Source organism: Streptomyces sp. NBC_00289 (assembly GCF_041435115.1).
GTDB lineage: Bacteria > Actinomycetota > Actinomycetes > Streptomycetales > Streptomycetaceae > Streptomyces.
The window spans coordinates 5,296,468-5,315,608 of sequence record NZ_CP108046.1 but is presented as its reverse complement, the minus strand read 5'-3'; the positions used below and the strand labels follow the sequence as shown (position 1 = coordinate 5,315,608).

Below are 19,141 nucleotides of genomic sequence, written 5' to 3'. Positions count from 1 at the left end.
ACACTGCTCGCACCGCGCCCCCGTACTCCGCCCCGGCACGGCCGCCCGCACCGGACAGGCGTTCCCCCGCGCCCCCAGGCACGACCGCACATCCCCTTCCGCGACCCCGAAGGCCACCCGCTTCCCCCAGGTCAGCGCACTGCGCCGGCCGCCCTCCCAGGTCAGCACGGGACCGTCCGCCGCCCACCGCAGCCCCGAGCACTTCCATGCCTGTCCCATTGCTCCCGAGGGTAGGCGCCGGCACTGACAACGGCGTTCCGGCCCGGACCGACCCGGTTCAGCCACCGGATCGGCGGCGGCGTCCGGCGCCGCGGAACCCGTACCGGAACCCGAACCCGCACGCGAGCCGGAGCCGGACGTCGGACGTCGGACGTCGGACCAGGCACGTACACGGCCGCGGTCAGCTCGACTGGTTCACCCGCACGACGACCCTGGCGAACAAGTACGTCGAGGAGCTCCGGGACCAGGACGCCGACCGCAACAGGCGGTGACCCGGCCTCCGTTCACCGCCCGATGGTGCAGCTGGCCCTACCCCCGGTCCGGTAGGAGGCTCCATCGTTCCGGCGGGCGAACGACGGGATCGTAGACCTCAGTTGATCCAGAGCGGTCAGAGCGATCAGAGGTCTCGGGGGCACAGGCTCCCGCCCGGAGGGAAACGAAATGAAGACGAAGGCCACCGGCCAGGACGCGGCACGCCGGACGCCGACCGGCCCCGGCCCCCTCGCCTCCTTCATCCGGTTCGTCGGCTGCGGCGGCGGCGTGGGCATCCTCTCCAGCGCCGCCGTCCCCCTCCTCGCCACGCAGATGACCTGGGCCCTGGCGAACGCCGTCATCACGGTCGCCTCCACCCTCCTGTGCACGGAGCTGCACGCGCTCATCACCTTCGGCACCGGGCGGCGTGCGGGCTGGCGCCGCCACCTGCAGTCCGCCGGTTCCGCCACGGCCGCCTACCTGGTGACCTGCGCCGCCATGTTCCTCCTGCACGCGGTACGGCCGTCCCCCGGCATGGCCTGGGAACAGACCACCTACCTCGGCGCGGCCGCCCTGGCCGGAATCGGCCGCTTCCTGCTGCTGCGCCTGTTCGTCTTCTCCACCCGGCCCGCGACCGACAGCCGCAGCACCGGCCGTCGCATCAGCCGTAGCCCCGGCGGTGGCGGTGCCGGCAACAGCAACGGCCGTCAGCACGCCGCGTGGAGGCCGACCGGCAGCCCCGCCCTGGCCGGCACGACCTGTTAGTCCGCCGGTCCGCGGACGGTGGTCCGCCGGCGGTCTACCTCCCGTCGCGCCCGTCCACCTGAGCCGCTTCGCCACGGCTGACGGTCATGGCCCAGCGGACGGTGGAGGGGGCCACGACGGAGACAGTCCCGCGGCGGTCCACCCCGGTCACGTCGAACTGGTTGTAGACGGTGCTGACCTCATCGGCAAGGCACTCCAGACCGAAGGACACGCGGATGGAGGACCGGACCTCGATCCGCCCCTTGCCGAGGCAGCGGACCTCGAAGGAGAGGGCGTCCCCCTTCCTGCCCTCGTCGAACGAGAAGGTGCCATTGCCGTTCGTGCCGTTCCGGCGACCGGCGAGCGTCTGGCCCGCGTCCGGTTCGGGAGCCTTCCGCAGGGAAGGCGGTGGCACGGCGGACTGGGTCGCGGCGGACTGGGTCGCGGCGGGATCGGTCGCGGCCGGATCGGCGCCGGCAGGATCGGTCGCGGCCGGATCGGTCGCGGCCGGATCGGTCGCGGCAGGGGACGCGGTCCCCGCCGTCCGGCCGACGGCGCTCACCGCCGCGGGGGAGTCTGTGCCTCGCGCCGCCTGTCCGGCATCGACACCGGCATCGCTGGTGGCGGAGGTACAGGCCGTCACCGGAAGAAGCAGCGCGGCGCAGACGACGCTCAGACCTGCCGGGGCCCTGCGGAACATGACAGATCTCCTTGGTCAGGGAAGGCGAGGCGCGCGATCGAGGACCCACCGGCGGCTGTCGCGATCATGCCAGCGTGAGGGGCGGAGCCACCACCTCAGTCGATCGTCAGTCGATTTCCTGCTCAACAGGCAACCCACACACCGTTTTCACCGGTCTCACAGGGTGCTCACAGAGACGGTCACCGAGGCGCGTGGGGTGCGTCCGTGGTGGTGGCCGGTCGTGAGCTGTCCAGTCCGATGCCTTTGACCATGGCACTCGCAGACGAGGAACCGATGACCAGTCAGTTACACCGCAGCCGCCTGAGGCGCTCGACGCTCGCCACCGGAGCCGTGCTCGCCGTCGTCGTCACCGCCGCCGGGGCTGCCCCCGGGGCCGGCGCCGCCCCGGCCAGTACGGCCGGAAAGCCGAAGCTCAAGCTGATCGCCGCGTCGAAGGCCGTGACCATCGACCGGTGGGAGGGGGAGCCCGGGGTCTATCTGGACCTGGGTACGTACGTCACCGTCGACAAGGCGCCGCTCGAGATCAAGGTGACCCGGAAGTCGTACAAGGACCCCGTCGTCGCCAAGCAGATCCTCCGCGACGGCACGCGGACGAAGACGAAGACCCTGCCCGCGGGCCTGGTGAAGGACTTCTCCGGCCTGCCCGGCTTCCTCCAGGTGTCGATCAGGGACGCGGCCGGGGTGGAGGTGTCGAAGTCGAAGGGCACGTTCTGCCCGAACAACGCCTCCGGACGCCTCCGTCCGGACGCCCCGGCGACCTCCCACTATCCGGAGAGCTGCTCCACCAACCCGTTCACGCTGGGATCGGTGTGGGGCGTCGAGAAGGGCTGGGCGTCCAACTCCAGCGCGGTCGACTACGACAAGCCCGTGGACCTGCCGGCGGGCGAGTACACGGCCAAGGTCTCGGTGGCGAAGAAGTACCGCGACCTGTTCGGCATCCCCGACGACCAGCCGACCGTCAAGCTGACGGTCCGGGAGGTCTCCAACGGCGGCGGCGAGGGCGTGACCGCCCCGCAGTCCTCGGCGCACTCCGCGCACCCCGGTGGCGGGCACGGCGCACAGCCGGCCCACGCCGCCCACCACTATGGCCCCCGCGGCGCCGACGCGCCCACCCCTCCCGCGCTCTCCCACGCGCTCGAGGACCTGGGCACGGCACACCACCTGGGTGACGGCCTCGGCCACACCGACGGTTCGCGTGTCGCGCCCGCCCTCCGGGCCAACGCCAAGCGGCCCACCGGCCGGGCGGGCGTCCCGGCCGACGTGCCCAAGCCCGACCTGCGGGCGCTGCCGGCCTGGGACATCGCCGTGACCGACGGCGAGGACGGTGACGTACCGGGCAAGGACTACCTCGCCTTCAGCGCGAACGTCTGGAACGCGGGCCCCGCGCCCCTCGTCGTGGACGGGTTCCGCAAGCCGGGCGCGGACCTGATGGACGCCTACCAGTACTTCTACGACGCCAAGGGCAAGCAGATCGGCTACACCCCCACCGGCACCATGGAGTGGGACCCCCGCGTCGGCCACGAGCACTGGCACTTCACGGACTTCGCGAGCTACCGGCTGCTGAGCGCCGACAAGACCGAGGAGGTGCGCAGCGGCAAGGAGGCGTTCTGCCTGGCCAACACCGACGCCATCGACTACACGGTGAAGAACGCCAACTGGCACCCGTACAACACGGATCTGTCGACCGCCTGCGGCGAACAGAACTCGATCTCCGTCCGCGAGGTCCTCGACGTCGGCTCCGGTGACACGTACACCCAGTACCGTCCCGGCCAGTCCTTCGACATCACCGACCTGCCGAACGGCACCTACTACATCCAGGTGATCGCCAACCCGGAGAAGCGACTGAAGGAGACCAGCCTCAAGAACAACGTCGCCCTGCGCAAGGTCGTCCTGTCCGGCACCCCGGGCGCCCGCAAGGTGACGGTCCCGCCGCACGACCTGATCAACACCCCGTAACGGACACCGCGCGAACCGGAGGCCCCGTGGATCACTCCACGGGGCCTCCTCGCCTGCGCGGCACCGCTGCGGGTCACCGCACCTGGTCCGTGGCGGCGGATTCCGTCGGCACGCCCGAACGCGCACCGGTGACGGCCGACCGTCGTCCGTCGTGCCTGCCCAGCGCCGCGAGGGTCAGGGTCACGGTGACCGATGCGGCCGCCATCAGCGTCATCGCCGTGGCCGGGGAGGTCAGTTGGGCCAGCGTGCCGGCGAGGGCGGCACCGACGCCCTGCAGGGCGGCCATGCCGGTGGCGTGGAGGCCGAGGGCCTGGCCCGCCAGATCGTCCGGAGTGAGGGACATCAGGCGTTCCTGAAGGACCAGGCTCGCGGCGAAGCCGACGGAGGCCACGGTGACGGCCACGGCCGACAGCGCCACTCCCGGCCGTAGGACGAAGAACAGGTAGGGAACCGCCAGCAGCAGGCGCAGCGGGGTCGCGAGACGGGGGCGCACCGCGGGCGGTACCAGGCGGCCCACCGCCATGTCGCCCACGAACATGCCCAGCGCCCCGAACGCGTACAGCGTGCCCGCGGCTTCGGGGGCGTAGGAGACGTACAGCGAATCGCCGCCGACCACCAGTCCGTTGGGGACCCACAGGCCCAGGTACGCCAGGCGGCGCGAGCGTGAGGACCACAGGAGGGCGTTGGTGCGCCAGGTCGCCGAGACGGACGGGCGGCCGGAGGAGCGCGGCGGGCGGGCCGTGAAGCCCAGGCGGCTGACGAGGGCCGACACCACGTACAGCGCCGCCGCGAGGAGCAGGCAGGTCCGCGGGGACAGGAGCGTCAGCAGTACGCCGCCCGTCGCGAACCCGGCCATCTGCACCAGTCCCCAGAGCATGTTGAACACCGAACGGCCCAGGACATAGCCGTCCTTGGACAGGATCTCGTTCAGCAGTCCCCCGCGCACTCCGCCGCCCAGCGACGCGACCAGTCCCTGCAGGAGTACGACGGCGAAGACCGCCCAGACCGGCAGGCCCGGCAGCGCCAGCACCGCCGTGCCGGCCGCGAAGGCGAGGGCGAGGCCGGTCAGGATCGTGCGCGGGGGCAGGCGGTCGGCGCCCGAGAGCAGAAACGCGGCCCCGAGCAACTGCGCCAGCTGCGGGCCGAACATGCTCACCGCCGACAGGAAAGGAGAGCCGGTGGCCCGGAAGACCAGCGTGCCGAGGGCCAGGCCGCCGATCGTCTGGGCCGCGGCGAAGGCGGCGAAGGAGAGGAGGAACGGGGTGAACTCCGGGGTGCGGAACAGGGTTCGGTAGCTGCGCATGGTCGAAGTCTCGAAGCTGTCCGGGGGCCGTGTTTACTGTTTCGCCGACACGCGAAAGGTCGTACGTGGTTCACGCCTGCAGCCTGAGTCGCGGTACTGGTCAGCCGCGCGCTGCCCTGATGCCGTTGATCAGGTTGATGACCACGCCCAGGACCAGGAACCAACCGAAGAAGAGGTAGATCCGGCCCGTCACCCGCTTGCTCTTGCGTGGCTGCGCTTCGGGGAGCAAGACGTCGGCCACACGTACAGGCCTGTCCGGGTTGATGATGCTGCGCCCTGTTCGGCGCTGGTGACGACCGACCGCGATGAGCGTCACTGCCACGACAAGACAGAACGCTGCGGTCTGGAAGTACGTCTCAGGTGACGACAGTTGCGCTGCCGCGTACCAGTGCATCGGGTGTGACCCCTTCCAAGATTCGAATGTGCGAGTGATCTCCTCACGAGGTGCAACAGCACGTCAACCAGGAAACGCGCTCAAGCGGCTGACGCTCCGCAACACCTTGGGAAACGTCAGGGTCTGCCCGACCTGCCTTCGCCGCTGCGGCCACCACGCAACGGATGACCCGAGGCAGGCCGCGTCCGGCGCAGGGCTGTCTTTGCGCTCGTGCGGTTGACGCTCCGCGGTGCGACGTAACCTTTCTGCACTGTCGGGCGTTGGGCACGACGACGCGTACAGGACGACACCCGTGGTCGCGTACGCAGACGAGGGGCCCCGAACGGTCTGCCCGGCCCCCGGGGCCCCTCCCCCACCCGCGATGCTGTGCGCGGCGCCTGGTCCACGCCGTACTCGACTACCACCACGACGGCTCCAGGACGAGGCCACCGTGCTGTCCTGCGAAGGAAACGGCACCGCCTACCAACGACTCCAGGACCCACCCATCGACGAGCTCGCCCGCCGGGCCCTCACGGAGTGAACCGGGCACACCCGCGCGCCCCTTACTCAGGCCGGGTTTTCGCCGTCCTGGCCGAAGCAGAGAACGGCACCACCACCCTCGACACCAAGGCAGCCGGCTTCACCGTCCGGTGACAGCGGCCGGCGGGTGCCGCTCAGCTCCCCGGTCACGGGCTCGCTCTCTTCAGGCCGCTTTCGTCGAATGAGGCCCGGGCCACCCTGTCCGGTGGTTGTCGGCGTTGATGCGCTGGGCTTCCTCGACCCGGTCTTCGAGGATGACGATCCGGCAGGCCGCCCCGACCGGGGTGCCCTGTCGACGACGCGATGCAGCAGCCCGCCCCCGCCGGTCAGGGCAGGGCAGAAGACGGCGAGACAGCGTCAACTGCAACCTGCTGCTCGCCGACGCCAACGGTGACCCTGGGAGTCAAAGCTGACGGACATCACTGCTCCAGGCCCCGGCCTCGGACCTGATCGACGGCGCGGGAGCCCGCAGGCCTGGCAGGGCGCCGTCAGGGTGCGTCGATCCGCGCGCTGTCGTCCACAGGGGCGACGTCGTGGGCTGCTGGGCCCGGGAAGAGGAGGTCTTCGAGCGCGTCCGCAGCGAGCAGGAAGGCCATCATCACGACCGGCAGGAGCAGGGCAAGCAAGATCACAGAACCTCCCGGCAGGTCGGTCTGTGGGCTTCGTGGCCCGGCTCTCAGGATGAGGCCGAATGGTGGAACGCGCACGGCGGGCCGCTGGTGCAGCCGACGCGGCCGACGGGCCAAGGCACGGAGCCGGCCCAGGTCGAGGTACTTGATCTGGCGGTCGTCAGGTCCTGCGCGAGGCGGCGCGGGAGCGCGTGGCCGGAAGCGAGGTCTTCATGCGGCCCCCACACCTCGTGGTCCTCAAAGCCCTGGGACGTGATCTCGACGTCCGCGGGCGTCGCCGACTCGGCAGAAATTCCCCCGCGGCTCCCGGACTGGGCACGGCACAGCGCGGCAATGGCCAGGAAGGGCGCAGTGAACCCGACATCGTTCTTTGCTTGAGAAGGCGGAAGGCCCTGCGTACGTGAGGTTGCGGCGCTACTGGCGGTGCCGGGGCGCCTGCCGCGGCGGCAGAGTCAGTGTGATTTGTCGGACGAGTTGCTGAAAGCACGCCAGGGACGCGAGGGCGGGTAGAGCGGCTCCGGCGATACCGGTGAAGGTCCGGTCGGCCTGAGCCACGCACAGCATGATCGCGACGGAGGAGAACAGCAGAACGATGAACCATGAGTGCAAAGCTCGGCGTTGATGCAAGGCAGTTCGCAGGATGGAGAGAGACGCCACCATCCAGGGGCCATACACGAGAAGAGGCCACTGAGGGATCATTCCGCTCGTCGTGCCGGACGAGATGTTCTGCAGAGGTTCGTAGGCCACCATGCCGCCGAAAACACTGACCATTGCCACAATGACGGCAACGAATGCGACGATGACGAAGCTACCGGTCTGCAACCACCTGAGTCGGAGTTTTCCGGCTCGGGTTTTCCGGTGCCCGGCAGAAGAGCGCCGGATGGGCGGAAGCTGAGCGGTGATCTGTGCCAGGCCCTCCATCGGATCGGTGAATTCGATCCCGGATGGCGACTCACTGCGAGGTGGCGAGGCCCCGGCCCCCTGCCCCGCCGGAACGGCCTCCTGCAAGAGATAGGCAAGTTCCTCAACCGGGTCCCAGCCCGAGTCGAGGGGAGGTACCGGCGGAACCTCCGGGTAAAGGGCGTCGACAGGACTTCCGTGCCAGTCAGTGGCCGACCCATAAGGGTATGCGTCGGAATGCCATTCGCGGCGCGCATAGGAGAGATCCGCATAGTCGTTATTCATGGAATCCGCTCCCGTCACACGCGGTTCGCGTGACAGCCGGACTTTTCCTGAGCGTCCCAGCGCTGATTGAGTTCCTCTTGGGCAGCCTCCAGCAGCGCGAGGAACTCGCGGAGCAGGGTCTGGGTGACCTGAGGTCCGTTCCACGCACCCTTCCCGTGCAAGGTGCCATGCGACTCGAGCGCCGAGTGTGCCAGACCAGGCACGTAAGTGTATTTCCTCACTACCACATCACGACTGGCAGACAGTTTATCCATCCCCGCGTGGCGGTGGGGCAAGCCATGGGGCCTTGCTTTCGTCATATCCCGCTAACGCAGCCCCCTATCCTCCAGATGCGCAGCAAACGAGTGACCCTGACCCGAGGGAAACGTTGAGGAGAGCGTTTCTTAATTTATGTCATCCGCGTCTCGGCACTTATGGGTCGAGCGGCTTGTCTTCTCACATATCCTTGGTCTGCAAATAGGATTCGCCGAGATACCACCATCTGTCCAACAGACAGAGACCAGAAGCTGACCGAAGTGGTCGAAGACCAGTACGACCCCGCCAGTTCGCGCAACAGCGAAGCGCTTGCATTGCGACGGCTGCTCGACAGGCTTCCCCGGTCAGCACGCCGAGGAAATCGCGCACCGCCGCCTCACAGTCCACCCAGGTCCGGCGGACCGCGGGATGCTCGACGGCCACCTGCTCAATGGCCCGTGACCACTGACACCCCAGAGACGCACCCCGACGGGGGCGGCGTGACCGGGGCGCGACTGGGTCGTTGGGGAGGAGGCAGAGGGTGATCCGGGGAGAGTCTCCGGGGCCGGTCGGCCCCGGAGATTCCGTCGCCCTCGTTCTCAGGCGTGCCTGGGCGGCCTCCCTCATGCGGAGCCCGGCAGAGGCGGTGCACATCCCCGCCGAGCCCAGCGGACGAGCAGTCGCCCCCGCGAGGCGTGGTCGGTGAGCCGGCCTCGATGAACCCTCGATGAGCGATCACAGTTCATGCGAAGCGATTCACGGCCGCGAAAGCCTCTTCGGCACGACAAAAGCAATGAGCAACCAGACCGACAGTCACATCATCGACGGCTTCTGCCGGGACCTCTTAGCCCAGCACAGCGACTTGGACGGCGGTATGCCATAACCCTGCTGCCTCTACAGCGTTTGCAGATGTGCGGGTGAGTACCCGCGGTGCTGTGAGGAAGGTAATGATCTATGAGACGGGCTACTCGAAACCGTGTGCTCGCTATTGCCGCCGCGTCCGGCGCGATGGCCGTGGCACTTCCCACGTCCGCCGTCTTCGCGGCCGACGGTGCTGACGCCGCGGGTACGGCGGCAGGTTCGCCCGGGGTGCTCTCCGGGAACAACGTCCAGGTTCCGCTGTCTGTGCCGGTGAACCTGTGCGGCAACACGGTGGACGTCGTGGGGCTGCTCAACCCGGCCATGGGCAACGTGTGTAAGAACAACGACGCGGTGAAAGCCGACGGTGCGGAATCCGGCGGCGGATCGGACTCGTCGGGCGAAGCGTCGGCCGACAGCCGCGTCGCGGACTCGCCCGGGCTGATCTCAGGCAACGGTTTGCAGCTCCCGATCGATCTGCCACTGAACGTTTCTGGAAACAGTGTCAACGCGGTCGGCGTGGGCAACCCGGCGATCGGCAACCAGTCGGTCAACGGCGGTGACCACTCTCGCCCCCACGTCCGCCGGCAGACTCCGGCCCCGAAGCCCTCAGTGTCGCACCCCCCGGCCTCCCGGCATCGGGCCGTTCCGGGCATCCCGGATACGGCGACGTCCACGCTGGCCCACACAGGAGCGGATCTGACGGTGTCTGCCGTCGCCAGTGGTGCCGCGTTCCTCCTCACGGGTTCGATCTTGTACCGCCGCTTCCGTCCAAACCACTGATCCGGAAGCCGGTACAGCCCCATCGGGCGTGTCCGATGGGGCTTACTGGCCCTGTCCAAGCCGTTGTACGCGGTGGATGAGCAGGCAGACAGCGAGGCCGAGGAAAGCTTCGGTCCACGGCCTCGACTGACGTTTCCCAGTCTCGTCTGTGGGGGCGTCATCCCCGACGCTCGTCAGGCGCGACCTCCGGGGGCCGGGTGGTGGCCATGGTCAGGGCAGAGCAGTCACTCCGAATCGGTGTACAAGGGCGCTCACGCCAGGCGACCACGCGGTACAGCCGCTTGTCCGTCTCGCCGACCGGCGTCGGACAGGAGCACCGAGAGGTGGTCCAGACCTTGCCGGCCGGTCGCCACGGCGACTTCGAGTAGGTGCTGCGGGTGCTCGACCCCGAGGTGACACTGACCGTCGACCCTCCGTCCGGAGTAGCCCGATCCTCGCGTTCACCGTCGTCGACGGCCGGATCACCGACATCACGGTCGTGATCGATACGGCCAAACTCGCGCTGACGAACCTTCCGTATCCGGCGTGAGTCCCTGCCTGGGCAGGTCGCCGACAAGCGGCCAGAGTCTGTGGATCGTCGGCCTTGGCGGGGAGGCGGCGCGAGCACAGGGGAAACTGAGGCGGCGCGAACGCTTCACGCGTCCACGCCGTCTCCGTGCAACCCCATGCAGTGATGGTGCCGACCGGCTCGAAACGGTTTGCGGGCAAAGGCCTTGCACCACGCGTGAAGGCAGGGGCGCTGCGCCGGCTCAATGGAGGGCGCGAGTTCGAGGTCGGTCAGAACGCCCGGCTGTTGCACCCCATGTCGGAACCCAGGCGGCTCTGCTGCGCACCCGCGGCCCCTTCTCCGTTCAGCAGGTTGCCGGCCAGGCCGGTGAGGGCTCCGACGCTGCCGAGCACCTCGATGTTCATGTCGTGCGAGCGGCACTCGATGCCCTGCGTGATGTCGACGCCGTCGCCGCCGTCGTGGCCCGGTTCGCCGTGCGCGAAGGCGGTGTTGGCGCCCAAGGAGCCGACACCGCTGAGGAGGGCGCTCAGGAGGACTACCTTGTGCAACTTGCGCATTCGAAGCTCCGTTAGTGAAGTGTGAAGATCTAACATGTCGAGTCAAGACTGAGGATGTGCAGGGCGCGGGCTGTCAGCCGAGTCGGGGAAGTCCCAGTTGTCCGACGGGGGGCGCCGCGAGCTGTCCGAGGCCGACGGGAGCCAACTGCGGCGCGCTCGCGGGCGTGATCGTCGGGTTGAGCAGCGGGTTCACCTGAGGGTTGACCTGCGGGTTCACCTGCGGGGCGACAAACATCGGGGGCTCCGGGGCGAACGCCTGGGGCATTGCTACCTGCGGGGCCACTTGCGGCATGACCTGCGGCATGACCTGCGGCACGACTGGTGGCGGGGCGGCCTGCACCGGCTGTGCGATTGCGGCCTGCACCGGCTGTGCTGGGGCGGCCTGCACCGGCTGTGCGATTGCGGCCTGCGCCGGCTGTGCTGGGGCGGCCTGTTGCGGGTACGGCGAGTTGGAGGCTTGGGCCGTTCCCTGCGATGAGGCCGAGGCCGAGGCGTATCCGGTCTGTTGTGGTCCTGACGGGACGGCCTGTGGGGCAGGTTGGGGAGCTGCGGCCGGAGCAATTGGCTGATCCGGAACCGATGCCGGAGTGGCACCGGGCTGCCCCACGGGGGTGTTGGCATAGCTGCTGCCGGCGCCGATGCCGGCCAAACCGCTGGCCGCTGCGACGACGAGCGCGGCCTTGTGAAGCTTCCGCATGAATCCCTCGGCCCTTCGTACCTGAAATGTGAGTCCATTGCATTCAGTGCGGTCACGCGTGCAGTTGGTGCGTTACTCGCATCGCGCCGGAGGCAACGGTTATTTCGAGGAGCACGCGGACTTTGTATCGGAGCTGACAGCCGAGCCTCCACCAGTGAAGATTTACGGTCGCTGCCCTCTCCTTCGAGGAACGAGGTTTCGGGGCCGCAGTCACGGCACTCGACGTCTCGTCACCCATTTGCCGTCAACCGATGCGAGCGTCACGGCGCGCACGCCTTGCATCAAAATGGGTGACCTCACCCCCGCACCCGTATCGAGTCCATGTTCATTTCGTTCCCCACGGGGCGATAGGGATGGCCCATCGCAGCCGAAGAGGGCACCAAAGGACAGCGAAGGCTGCGCTCCCCATCGGCTATTAGCTCCCGTGCACAGGTCAATTGAAGAGCCGAGGAACTCATGCGCAAGCTTCACAAGGTCGCGCTCGTCGTCGCAGCAGCCGGCGGCCTGTCCGGCGTCGGCGCCGGCCCAAGCTCCGCTGTTACCCCGTCCACCCCCAACGGCGCTGCTCCGCCGCCGATTTCACAGCCCGACGCCCAAGCCACCTCGGCGTCCTCCGCTCAGGCGACCGCGCAGACCTACGGCTCCTCGGCTCCGCAGCAGCAGGCACCGTCGCGCGGCACTCAGGTTTCCCCGCAGGTCAACCCGCAGCTGAATCCGCAGATCAGCCCGCAGATCTCTCCTGAAGCGCCGCAGAAGGGACAGGGTGCTTCGGCGGGGCAGGCCAACCTGTTCCGTCCTTACCAGGAGTGCAGCCCGCAGACCCTGCTCGACGCGAACGTCCCGGTTGCCCTGCTTGCCGCCTCCCAGACCCGGGGCGTCGAGTGCACCCAGGCCAACAGCCAGTCGAACTCTTTCGCCAACGCCAACGTGCAGTAACGCCGGCAGACCGCCACTCCGGTGCGGGCTACGGGCCGTGGACGACCGGGCTCGGCTGGGCCTGCGATAAGGCTTTGGGCGTTTCCTTCAGCGACACGAGGTCGGCGTGCCGTTGTCCATTTCGCGGCATTCATCCACTATTCTCCCGTAACTGTAAACGCGATCTACCACAGATCGCACGGACTCACCCCACCGGAGATGAAATGCGAAAGCTTCGCAACGTTGCCGTTCTGGTCGCTGCCCTCGGCAGCATCGGACTCGTGGGCGGCACGGCCCACGCCGGCGGTCACGGCGAGGGCGGCGACGGCGGCGACCAGTTCAACATCTCGCAGAGCTCCACGTGCAAGTCGCACGACCTGAACCTCGACATCCTCGGCCAGGTCGGCGTGCTGAACGGCCTGCTGGGCAACGCCCTCAACGGTGAAGGCAACCCGGGCGCCCAGTCCACCGACATCGGCTCCACCATGGGCTGCAACAACAGCGCCTTCTGAGTCCCCTTTGGCGTAAAGACGCCGAATCGTGAATGGTCCCGGCACTGGGCCTCAGGAAAAGTGCCGGGACCATTCACATGCGCCAAGCCTCTTACGAGGCGGCACAGCGTAGCGCTGGAACGCTTCCCGGCACTTCATTCTGGCGCCGTTGAACCCTTCGCATCACATAAAGGCGATCTCTCGAGATCTCATTCACCTCACTTCTTTCGGAGATGACATGCGCAAGCTCCGCACGGCCGCTGTTCTGATGGCCGCACTCGGAAGCGTCGGACTTCTGGGCGCCGGCGCCGCCCACGCAGACCAGGGCTGGGGCAGGGGCGATGGCAGCGGTCTCAACGTCTCGCAGCGCAACACCTGCCAGTCGCATGACAGCAACATCGACATCCTCGGTGAGGTCGGCATCGCCAACGGGCTGGGCGGCAACCTGCTGAACGGCGAGGGCAACTCGGGGGCGCAGAAGACGTCGCTGGGTTCAACCATGGGCTGCAACAACAAGGTTGGCGGCTAGGGGAAGTCCTCCCCGGGCCCCGCCTCGGCACGGGAACTCCGTATCACCTCGGGTAGGAGACCTACCCCTCCGAAACGAAATGCTGGTCCGGGAAACCCTTCCCGGACCAGCATTTTCCGTGAGCGCTCAGATACCGATGTGCGGCTTCTTGAACCCCTCGGGCAGCTTGGCCGTGTTGGAACACTCCACAACCGGCCCCTGCTTGACCGGTCCCTCCTTGGCAGGCCCGTCTCCCAGCAGTTGGTCCTGCTGCGAGACCACGTGCGGTCGGTCTGTTGTCGAGCACTGCCGGTCCTGCTTGATGACGTGCGTGCCGTCCTTTTCGATGTACGTGTCGCTCTTCTCAACGCAGATGACGTCCTCCTGCACGGTGGTGGGGCAGTCACCTGAGTCCCCCTCAGCATATGCATGTGTAGCACCGAGGCAGATGGCGGCGAGGCTTCCGACGAATGCTGCGGCGGCCGCGGTCTTCTGGGAAAAGAGCATGCGTTGCATTCCTTTGCAGTGAAGGACCGGACGGTCCTTTGGTGACCGGCGTCGCCCGGGCCGAGAAGGTCAAGCAATTGATCCTCTGCCCGTAGGCGGGGATGGCTGTAGCCCGGACGCGAACTGAGCGTCCGGGCTACCTGCACCACGGGGTATCACTCAGCGCACCGCTCATGGACTGAGCCGGTACGTAACCCCGACACTGAGTGAGACCGCGGCGGGCTTCAGCTCTACTCTTGGCCGCTGCCACCCTGCTCGGGCCCGTACTGGCCAGGACCCTGCTCGGGCCCGGAGCCCTCGCGCTCCTGCGGCTGAGCCGCGGGCTGAGCCGCGGGCTGAGCCGCAGGCTGAGCCGCAGGCTGAGCCGCAGGCTGAGCCGCAGGCTGAGCCGCAGGCTGAGCCGCAGGCTGAGCCGCAGGCTGAGCCGCAGGCTGAGCCGCAGGCTGAGCCGCAGGCTGAGCCGCAGGCTGAGCCGCAGGCTGGACGTAGTAGCCACCCCCGACGGCCACGGCGTTGGCCGACGAGTTGGCGACGGCGGTGACCGGCACGGGCGCGCCGTCGTTGCCGTCGGCGAAGCTGATGCCGGCGCCGAGGGCGGACAGCCCCGCAATCGCCACCGCTACGACCGCGGCGCGCTGAAACTTACGCATAACATGACCCTTTCCTGACCCAGGCGTGCCGCCTGGCTTGACCACTCACGGTAAGCATAAGCACACGGTGAGTAATCATTCGGGAACCGTGTCCGCATGTCGCTTCGGTGCCCTGTACGCCGTAACGCGTCCGTTCGGACGGCAATTCAGCCATCGCGCTCTCAGGGGAACAGGCCGAGCAGCTTCCGCTCCACGTCGGTCCCTTGAGGTGCTCCAGGCGAGGCAGGCGAACAGGTCACCTGAGGGCCGAGTCGTGTCGCGCCGGGGCCCATGGCGGCCGGCAGCGATACGGGCTGCACGGGCAAGCAGGTCTCCTGATGAGGAATGACGCCGCCCCTGGGGCCCTTACCTGCGATGCGCTGGACACAGGTGACGTCCCCCAGGAGGCTCCGAGTGCAAGAGGCCGGGTCTCCCGCGGCCTGCGCGTGCGCGATGCCGGTGGACGCCACGGCGAGCCCGCCGATGAGCCCCGAGAGGGCCGCGATCTTTTTCCTGCTGAACATGTGATGCGTGTCCTTTGTGCGGGTGCCCGGGCACCGCTCCCTCACGATCGGCCGCGCCGCGGGCGTGGTCTGCGACTCTCAAGGCAGTTGGCGGGCATTCGATCCCTTCGGGCTGCCGAAGGGATCCCGTACCAACCGTCGCGACGATGCGCCGCCGGCCTCAGCCAGTGAAGGCGCTGTTGTACTGACCGCAGGTGGTGTCCAGGGTCTGCCCGAGACCGAGCACCCCGATCGGGATGTTGTTCTCCGACACCGTCTGCGGGCTGCACTCCTGGTAGGGGCGGTAAACATCCAACACCTGCGGTCCGCTGTCATTGGTGTCGGCGACAGCCGTACCGGCACCGATGGCGGACAGGCCACCGGCCGCCACTGCTGCTGCGATCACGACCTGCTGAAACTTACGCATGGAACCCTCGGTTCTCCATTGCTTGCACATGATGGCTAGTTGCCTAGCGTGACTGAATAAACACTAGCAGTAGCGAACAGTGGTGCGCGCATGGATGCCTTACGTGTCCTACGGGGGAAAGGGACTCCGAAGGGCACTCGCGTGGGCGTCAACTGGCTTTGGGAAAAGACCTGTTGACATTCGGCGTACGGCAGGGCGCACGGCAGAGGAAGGTCGGCACCGCACAACGTCGCGTCAGCGTGGACGTCAACTGGCGCCACGAAAAAGACACTTTGCCGTCCGCCGTACGGCAGGGGAGCACGGACGCGAAGGCCGGCACCGCACACCGTCGCGTCAATACAAAGAAGAGCCCGCGAGTTGGATCGAGGAGCGATGCTCAGGACCTGTGCAGCTCCCCGGTTCCTCAGTCGGCCTCTCGCCCGCCACCGTCACCCGGCGCTACTCAGACCGGGGTTCCGGAACAGCCACTGAGCTTGTTCTTTTTCTTCCGGCCCCGAACGGTGTCTCGAACTAAGTCGCTCACCTGAGGGTTCGTCGGACGTGGGGGCGGCCTTCGTCTGATCATGTGCTCCGACCAAGGTGCACGTGACCACGACGAAGGCCGTGAGGATGAGTCTGCTGCCTGATGCTGTCCGCAGGGAAGCGTTCGCGGAAGCGTCACGCTTCCGGGGCGAGTTCTACGAGTGTCTGACCGCTCGGCGCGACGAACTGTTCGAGTTGGTGGACGCGGTGCTGTGTGCCGATGGTGCGGTGAAGTCCGCGGTGGACTTGACCCTTCTGCCCGAGCATCGGCGCGGGCACGGAGCGATGTACGGAGGCTTGAACCGCGGCCGGATCGACGTCGACCGGCTTCGGACGCTGCTGGCAGGGCTGCCCTTGCCGCGTTTCGACGGCGGGCGCCTGGTCTTGGCGGTCGATGTGTCGCCGTGGCTCCGCTCGGACGCGCCGTGCTCAGCCGACCGGCTGTTCTGTCACGTCTATGGCCGCGCGAAGACGGCATCGCAGTTCATTCCGGGCTGGCCCTATTCCTTCGTGGCCGTCCTGGAGCCGGGTGCCACGTCCTGGACCGCGATCCTGGACGCGGTCCGGCTCGGCCCGGCGGACGACGCGACCGCGGTCACGGCCTCCCAGCTGCGGGGTGTCATCGAACGGCTCATCGCCGCAGGCCAGTGGCAGGTCGGGGGCCCGGACATCGTGATCGTCATGGACGCCGGCTACGACGTCACCCGCCTGGCCTGGGTCCTGCGCGACCTGCCCGTCGAGCTGGTCGGCCGGGTCCGTTCCGACCGCGTCATGCGCCTGCCGAAGCCGCCTCGCGTCCACGACCCGAAGGGCGGGCGGCCACCCAAGCACGGCCCGGAATTCCGCTTCACCAAGCCGGAAACCTGGCCCGAGCCCGCGATCACCACGGTCACTGACACCACCAACTACGGCAAGGCCGAAACCCAGGCCTGGGACCGGGTCCACCCACGGCTCACCCACCGCTCCTCATGGCTCGACCACGACGGTGAACTTCCCCTGGTCGAGGGGACGTTGATCCGGTTGAAAGTCGAGCATCTGTCCAAGGACCGCGATGCCCCGCCGGTATGGTTATGGTCCTCCAAGACGGGCGCCACCCCGGAAGACGTGGACCGCTTCTGGCAGGCATTCCTCCGCCGCTTCGACCTGGAGCACACCTTCCGATTCGCGAAGCAGACCCTCGGCTGGACCACTCCGAAACTGCGTACTCCCGAGGCGGCGGACCGCTGGACCTGGATCCTGATCGTCGCTCACACCCAGCTCCGGCTCGCCCGGCCCCTCGCCGAAGACCTCCGCCGGCCGTGGGAGAAACCCGCCACCTCCGACCGGCTCACCCCGGCCCGGGTCCGCCGGGGGTTCAGGAACATCCGCGCCTACCTCGCCTGCCCGACCCGTGTTCCCAAACCCCGAGGCACCGGCCCCGGACGACCACCCGGCGCCAAGAACAGACACCGGGCACCCCGCTACGACGTCGGCAAGACCGTCAAACGCCCCGAGAGCCTCAAAGCCATCGGCAAGCCGGGAAGGTCTTGGTAGATAAAGAACAAGCTGAGACGATCAGCTCTCGCAGCTTCTCGACATACAGGCGTACGTTCTTACAGGCGACGTCCGTGTCCGGGTAGCGGCACGCGATCCACAGCCCCTCGTGAAGCCGGTTGACCCAGGCACACACCTGATCACCGTACGACACACGGAGCAACCCATATGCCCTTTGTTCGGTCCAGCAGACCGAACCGGGAATGAGGCGGGCATCCACATAGGAGATGATCGAGTACAAGTCGGGTGATGTGGGACGGAAGTCCTCGCCCAGGAGGCGCAGTACTCGGGCCAGAGGAATGCGCGCCAACGACCGATTGGCTTGCAACTGGGCCCGGACCGAGGCAAGCGCGGCGTCGAAGTCCAGTGCCGCAGGTACTTCGATCGGCGCGCCGCCGACATACCAGCCGACGGAGTCTGACCACGCGGACTTGACTCGGGTGTGGAACGGCACGACCGTGCGGTAGACCGGTTGCCCACCGATTTCGTGGACGATCAGACTGGTGGCGGCCAGGACGCCCACCAGGCTACCGCCGTAGGGCCGGCAATAGGTCTCGAACGCCGCGGCCGCGTCCGCATCGACGAGCGGCTCACGCATCAGTTTTTGTTCGGGCAGAATGCCGCCGGGCTGCAGGCCGAGATCGACAGCGAACTCCGGGAGCCTTCCGCCGCACCGGCCGATGAACTCCCGCCAGCGCGTGACAATCGCGTGTGTGTCGTCGATGGCGTTCGCGTTCACCCGCTCCTGCTCGCAGAAGTCTACGTAGCTGCTGACCGGTGTAGCGGTGGGGAGCCGCCCTGCGGCACGTGCCGTGTACAACTCCTGCACCTCGTGGGGGATGCGTTGCAGTGAGTAGGCGTCGACATTGGTGTGGTCGAATGCCAGATACACGCTGGTGGAGTCCTCGCGAACGACCGCCGTATAGATGAGATTGGGCCAGCCGAGAGCATCTGCCGCCTTGTCGAAACGGTCCTGCAGATGCCGGACCAACACGTCCGCATCGGCGAAGTCGCCAACCACCTCACGGTGGAGCGTGACATTGTCTTCGTCCAGAGTGAACCGGTGCATCTCGTCGCCCACCCATCTGAACCCGCTGCGCAGCGTCTCGTGGCGCAGCGTCCAGCCGTGCAGGGCCTGCTCCAGCACGTCGAGGTCAACCTGGCCGGGCAGGTCGAAAGCCGTCCCGAGCCAGGTCGGCACGAACAGCCCGCCCTCGCGCACCGACCGCGCCGTTCTGATGTGTGACTCCTGGATGTACGCCGGTGGCCGCGGATCCGTCGGCAGCACGGTTGCGGCCGCGACGGTCGCGGGGCTGAACCTCCACTCCACAAGCTGTCCGGGTCGGACCTCGCAGCGCTGAATGTCAGAAATTCGCACAGTGGCGTCTCCTTCTCGGAAAACCTAGGCTTGATCAACCTGAAGTCGTGCGCGAGCGCCGTCTGCCATGTCGCCTGCATTTCAGCGGAACGTGTGGCACGTCGAACGGTAGAGCGGCCCGTCGATCGCTCCCGATTGCAAGGCCGTTCGCGTCCTGGCTGGACACCAGATGCCTGACCCGCAGACCCTC

The 19,141-nt window shown here is 67.8% G+C and carries 18 protein-coding genes and 1 pseudogene; 8 read left to right on the top strand and 11 right to left on the bottom strand.

Annotated features, from left to right (window positions below; all coding sequences use genetic code 11):
- The first annotated feature begins 660 nt into the window (after positions 1–660).
- Positions 661–1,236, top strand: coding sequence for a GtrA family protein (locus OG985_RS24115; RefSeq protein WP_371670416.1), 576 nt, complete (start codon positions 661–663; stop codon positions 1,234–1,236).
- 34 nt (positions 1,237–1,270) lie between these two features.
- Here the strand turns inward: OG985_RS24115 and OG985_RS24110 are convergent, their stop codons facing one another.
- Positions 1,271–1,915, bottom strand: a complete 645-nt coding sequence (locus OG985_RS24110; protein ID WP_371670415.1) for a hypothetical protein — start codon at positions 1,913–1,915, stop codon at positions 1,271–1,273.
- A gap of 273 nt (positions 1,916–2,188) precedes the next feature.
- Between OG985_RS24110 and OG985_RS24105 the strand changes: the two genes are divergently transcribed.
- A complete protein-coding gene (locus tag OG985_RS24105; RefSeq protein WP_371670414.1) occupies positions 2,189–3,871 on the top strand; it encodes a lysyl oxidase family protein in 1,683 nt (560 codons plus the stop codon).
- 73 nt (positions 3,872–3,944) lie between these two features.
- Here the strand turns inward: OG985_RS24105 and OG985_RS24100 are convergent, their stop codons facing one another.
- The 5 genes and pseudogenes from OG985_RS24100 to OG985_RS24080 all read right to left on the bottom strand — a co-directional run bounded on the left by OG985_RS24100 (position 3,945) and on the right by OG985_RS24080 (position 7,901).
- Positions 3,945–5,174: an MFS transporter gene (locus OG985_RS24100; protein ID WP_371670413.1), complete on the bottom strand. Its 1,230-nt coding sequence runs from the start codon at positions 5,172–5,174 to the stop codon at positions 3,945–3,947.
- Between the two features lie 100 nt (positions 5,175–5,274).
- Positions 5,275–5,568 carry a hypothetical protein gene (locus OG985_RS24095; RefSeq protein ID WP_371670412.1) on the bottom strand — a complete coding sequence of 98 codons (294 nt, stop codon included), beginning with the start codon at positions 5,566–5,568 and terminating at the stop codon, positions 5,275–5,277.
- A 682-nt stretch (positions 5,569–6,250) separates the two neighbouring features.
- Positions 6,251–6,403: pseudogene (locus OG985_RS24090) on the bottom strand (MerR family transcriptional regulator); the annotation flags it as partial.
- Positions 6,404–6,575: 172 nt separating this feature from the next.
- Complete coding sequence (locus OG985_RS24085; RefSeq protein ID WP_371670411.1) at positions 6,576–6,719, bottom strand: hypothetical protein; 144 nt, start codon at positions 6,717–6,719, stop codon at positions 6,576–6,578.
- A 411-nt stretch (positions 6,720–7,130) separates the two neighbouring features.
- Positions 7,131–7,901, bottom strand: a complete 771-nt coding sequence (locus OG985_RS24080; protein WP_371670410.1) for a DUF2637 domain-containing protein — start codon at positions 7,899–7,901, stop codon at positions 7,131–7,133.
- 1,242 nt (positions 7,902–9,143) lie between these two features.
- On the opposite strand from OG985_RS24080, the gene OG985_RS24075 reads away from it, so the two are divergent.
- Entirely contained in the window at positions 9,144–9,776 is a 633-nt protein-coding gene (locus OG985_RS24075) for a chaplin (protein ID WP_371670409.1), read from the top strand.
- 777 nt (positions 9,777–10,553) lie between these two features.
- Here OG985_RS24075 and OG985_RS24070 read toward each other — a convergent pair.
- Positions 10,554–10,841 (bottom strand): hypothetical protein, encoded by a 288-nt coding sequence (locus OG985_RS24070; RefSeq protein WP_371670408.1) that lies wholly within the window; start codon positions 10,839–10,841, stop codon positions 10,554–10,556.
- 73 nt (positions 10,842–10,914) lie between these two features.
- Complete coding sequence (locus tag OG985_RS24065) at positions 10,915–11,205, bottom strand: hypothetical protein (protein WP_371670407.1); 291 nt, start codon at positions 11,203–11,205, stop codon at positions 10,915–10,917.
- 789 nt (positions 11,206–11,994) lie between these two features.
- On the opposite strand from OG985_RS24065, the gene OG985_RS24060 reads away from it, so the two are divergent.
- The 3 genes from OG985_RS24060 to OG985_RS24050 all read left to right on the top strand — a co-directional run bounded on the left by OG985_RS24060 (position 11,995) and on the right by OG985_RS24050 (position 13,473).
- A complete protein-coding gene (locus OG985_RS24060) occupies positions 11,995–12,474 on the top strand; it encodes a hypothetical protein (RefSeq protein ID WP_371670406.1) in 480 nt (159 codons plus the stop codon).
- Between the two features lie 203 nt (positions 12,475–12,677).
- Complete coding sequence (locus tag OG985_RS24055; protein WP_371670405.1) at positions 12,678–12,965, top strand: hypothetical protein; 288 nt, start codon at positions 12,678–12,680, stop codon at positions 12,963–12,965.
- A gap of 217 nt (positions 12,966–13,182) precedes the next feature.
- The gene (locus OG985_RS24050; RefSeq protein ID WP_371670404.1) at positions 13,183–13,473 is read left to right on the top strand and encodes a hypothetical protein; all 291 of its coding nucleotides are present in this window, start codon (positions 13,183–13,185) and stop codon (positions 13,471–13,473) included.
- A gap of 126 nt (positions 13,474–13,599) precedes the next feature.
- Here OG985_RS24050 and OG985_RS24045 read toward each other — a convergent pair whose 3' ends face one another.
- Entirely contained in the window at positions 13,600–13,968 is a 369-nt protein-coding gene (locus OG985_RS24045; RefSeq protein WP_371670403.1) for a hypothetical protein, read from the bottom strand.
- Between the two features lie 227 nt (positions 13,969–14,195).
- Between OG985_RS24045 and OG985_RS24040 the strand changes: the two genes are divergently transcribed.
- Complete coding sequence (locus OG985_RS24040) at positions 14,196–14,627, top strand: hypothetical protein (protein ID WP_371670402.1); 432 nt, start codon at positions 14,196–14,198, stop codon at positions 14,625–14,627.
- A 645-nt stretch (positions 14,628–15,272) separates the two neighbouring features.
- Here OG985_RS24040 and OG985_RS24035 read toward each other — a convergent pair.
- Positions 15,273–15,518 (bottom strand): hypothetical protein, encoded by a 246-nt coding sequence (locus OG985_RS24035; RefSeq protein ID WP_371670401.1) that lies wholly within the window; start codon positions 15,516–15,518, stop codon positions 15,273–15,275.
- Between the two features lie 609 nt (positions 15,519–16,127).
- Between OG985_RS24035 and OG985_RS24030 the strand changes: the two genes are divergently transcribed.
- The gene (locus tag OG985_RS24030) at positions 16,128–17,573 is read left to right on the top strand and encodes an NF041680 family putative transposase (RefSeq protein WP_371674479.1); all 1,446 of its coding nucleotides are present in this window, start codon (positions 16,128–16,130) and stop codon (positions 17,571–17,573) included.
- Here the strand turns inward: OG985_RS24030 and OG985_RS24025 are convergent.
- Positions 17,539–18,951 carry a condensation domain-containing protein gene (locus OG985_RS24025; protein ID WP_371670400.1) on the bottom strand — a complete coding sequence of 471 codons (1,413 nt, stop codon included), beginning with the start codon at positions 18,949–18,951 and terminating at the stop codon, positions 17,539–17,541. The genes OG985_RS24030 and OG985_RS24025 overlap by 35 nt on opposite strands.
- Positions 18,952–19,141 lie beyond the last annotated feature (190 nt).

What these genes read in the sequence shown, in the direction of transcription:
- OG985_RS24050 (WP_371670404.1), top strand. Translation starts at nt 13,183, where the DNA reads ATGCGCAAGCTCCGCACGGCCGCTGTTCTGATGGCCGCACTCGGAAGC.
- OG985_RS24110 (WP_371670415.1), bottom strand. Translation starts at nt 1,915, where the DNA reads ATGTTCCGCAGGGCCCCGGCAGGTCTGAGCGTCGTCTGCGCCGCGCTG.
- OG985_RS24030 (WP_371674479.1), top strand. Translation starts at nt 16,128, where the DNA reads ATGAGTCTGCTGCCTGATGCTGTCCGCAGGGAAGCGTTCGCGGAAGCG.
- OG985_RS24080 (WP_371670410.1), bottom strand. Translation starts at nt 7,901, where the DNA reads ATGAATAACGACTATGCGGATCTCTCCTATGCGCGCCGCGAATGGCAT.
- OG985_RS24095 (WP_371670412.1), bottom strand. Translation starts at nt 5,568, where the DNA reads ATGCACTGGTACGCGGCAGCGCAACTGTCGTCACCTGAGACGTACTTC.
- OG985_RS24115 (WP_371670416.1), top strand. Translation starts at nt 661, where the DNA reads ATGAAGACGAAGGCCACCGGCCAGGACGCGGCACGCCGGACGCCGACC.
- OG985_RS24045 (WP_371670403.1), bottom strand. Translation starts at nt 13,968, where the DNA reads ATGCAACGCATGCTCTTTTCCCAGAAGACCGCGGCCGCCGCAGCATTC.
- OG985_RS24070 (WP_371670408.1), bottom strand. Translation starts at nt 10,841, where the DNA reads ATGCGCAAGTTGCACAAGGTAGTCCTCCTGAGCGCCCTCCTCAGCGGT.
- OG985_RS24075 (WP_371670409.1), top strand. Translation starts at nt 9,144, where the DNA reads ATGGCCGTGGCACTTCCCACGTCCGCCGTCTTCGCGGCCGACGGTGCT.
- OG985_RS24060 (WP_371670406.1), top strand. Translation starts at nt 11,995, where the DNA reads ATGCGCAAGCTTCACAAGGTCGCGCTCGTCGTCGCAGCAGCCGGCGGC.
- OG985_RS24105 (WP_371670414.1), top strand. Translation starts at nt 2,189, where the DNA reads ATGACCAGTCAGTTACACCGCAGCCGCCTGAGGCGCTCGACGCTCGCC.
- OG985_RS24100 (WP_371670413.1), bottom strand. Translation starts at nt 5,174, where the DNA reads ATGCGCAGCTACCGAACCCTGTTCCGCACCCCGGAGTTCACCCCGTTC.
- OG985_RS24055 (WP_371670405.1), top strand. Translation starts at nt 12,678, where the DNA reads ATGCGAAAGCTTCGCAACGTTGCCGTTCTGGTCGCTGCCCTCGGCAGC.
- OG985_RS24035 (WP_371670401.1), bottom strand. Translation starts at nt 15,518, where the DNA reads ATGCGTAAGTTTCAGCAGGTCGTGATCGCAGCAGCAGTGGCGGCCGGT.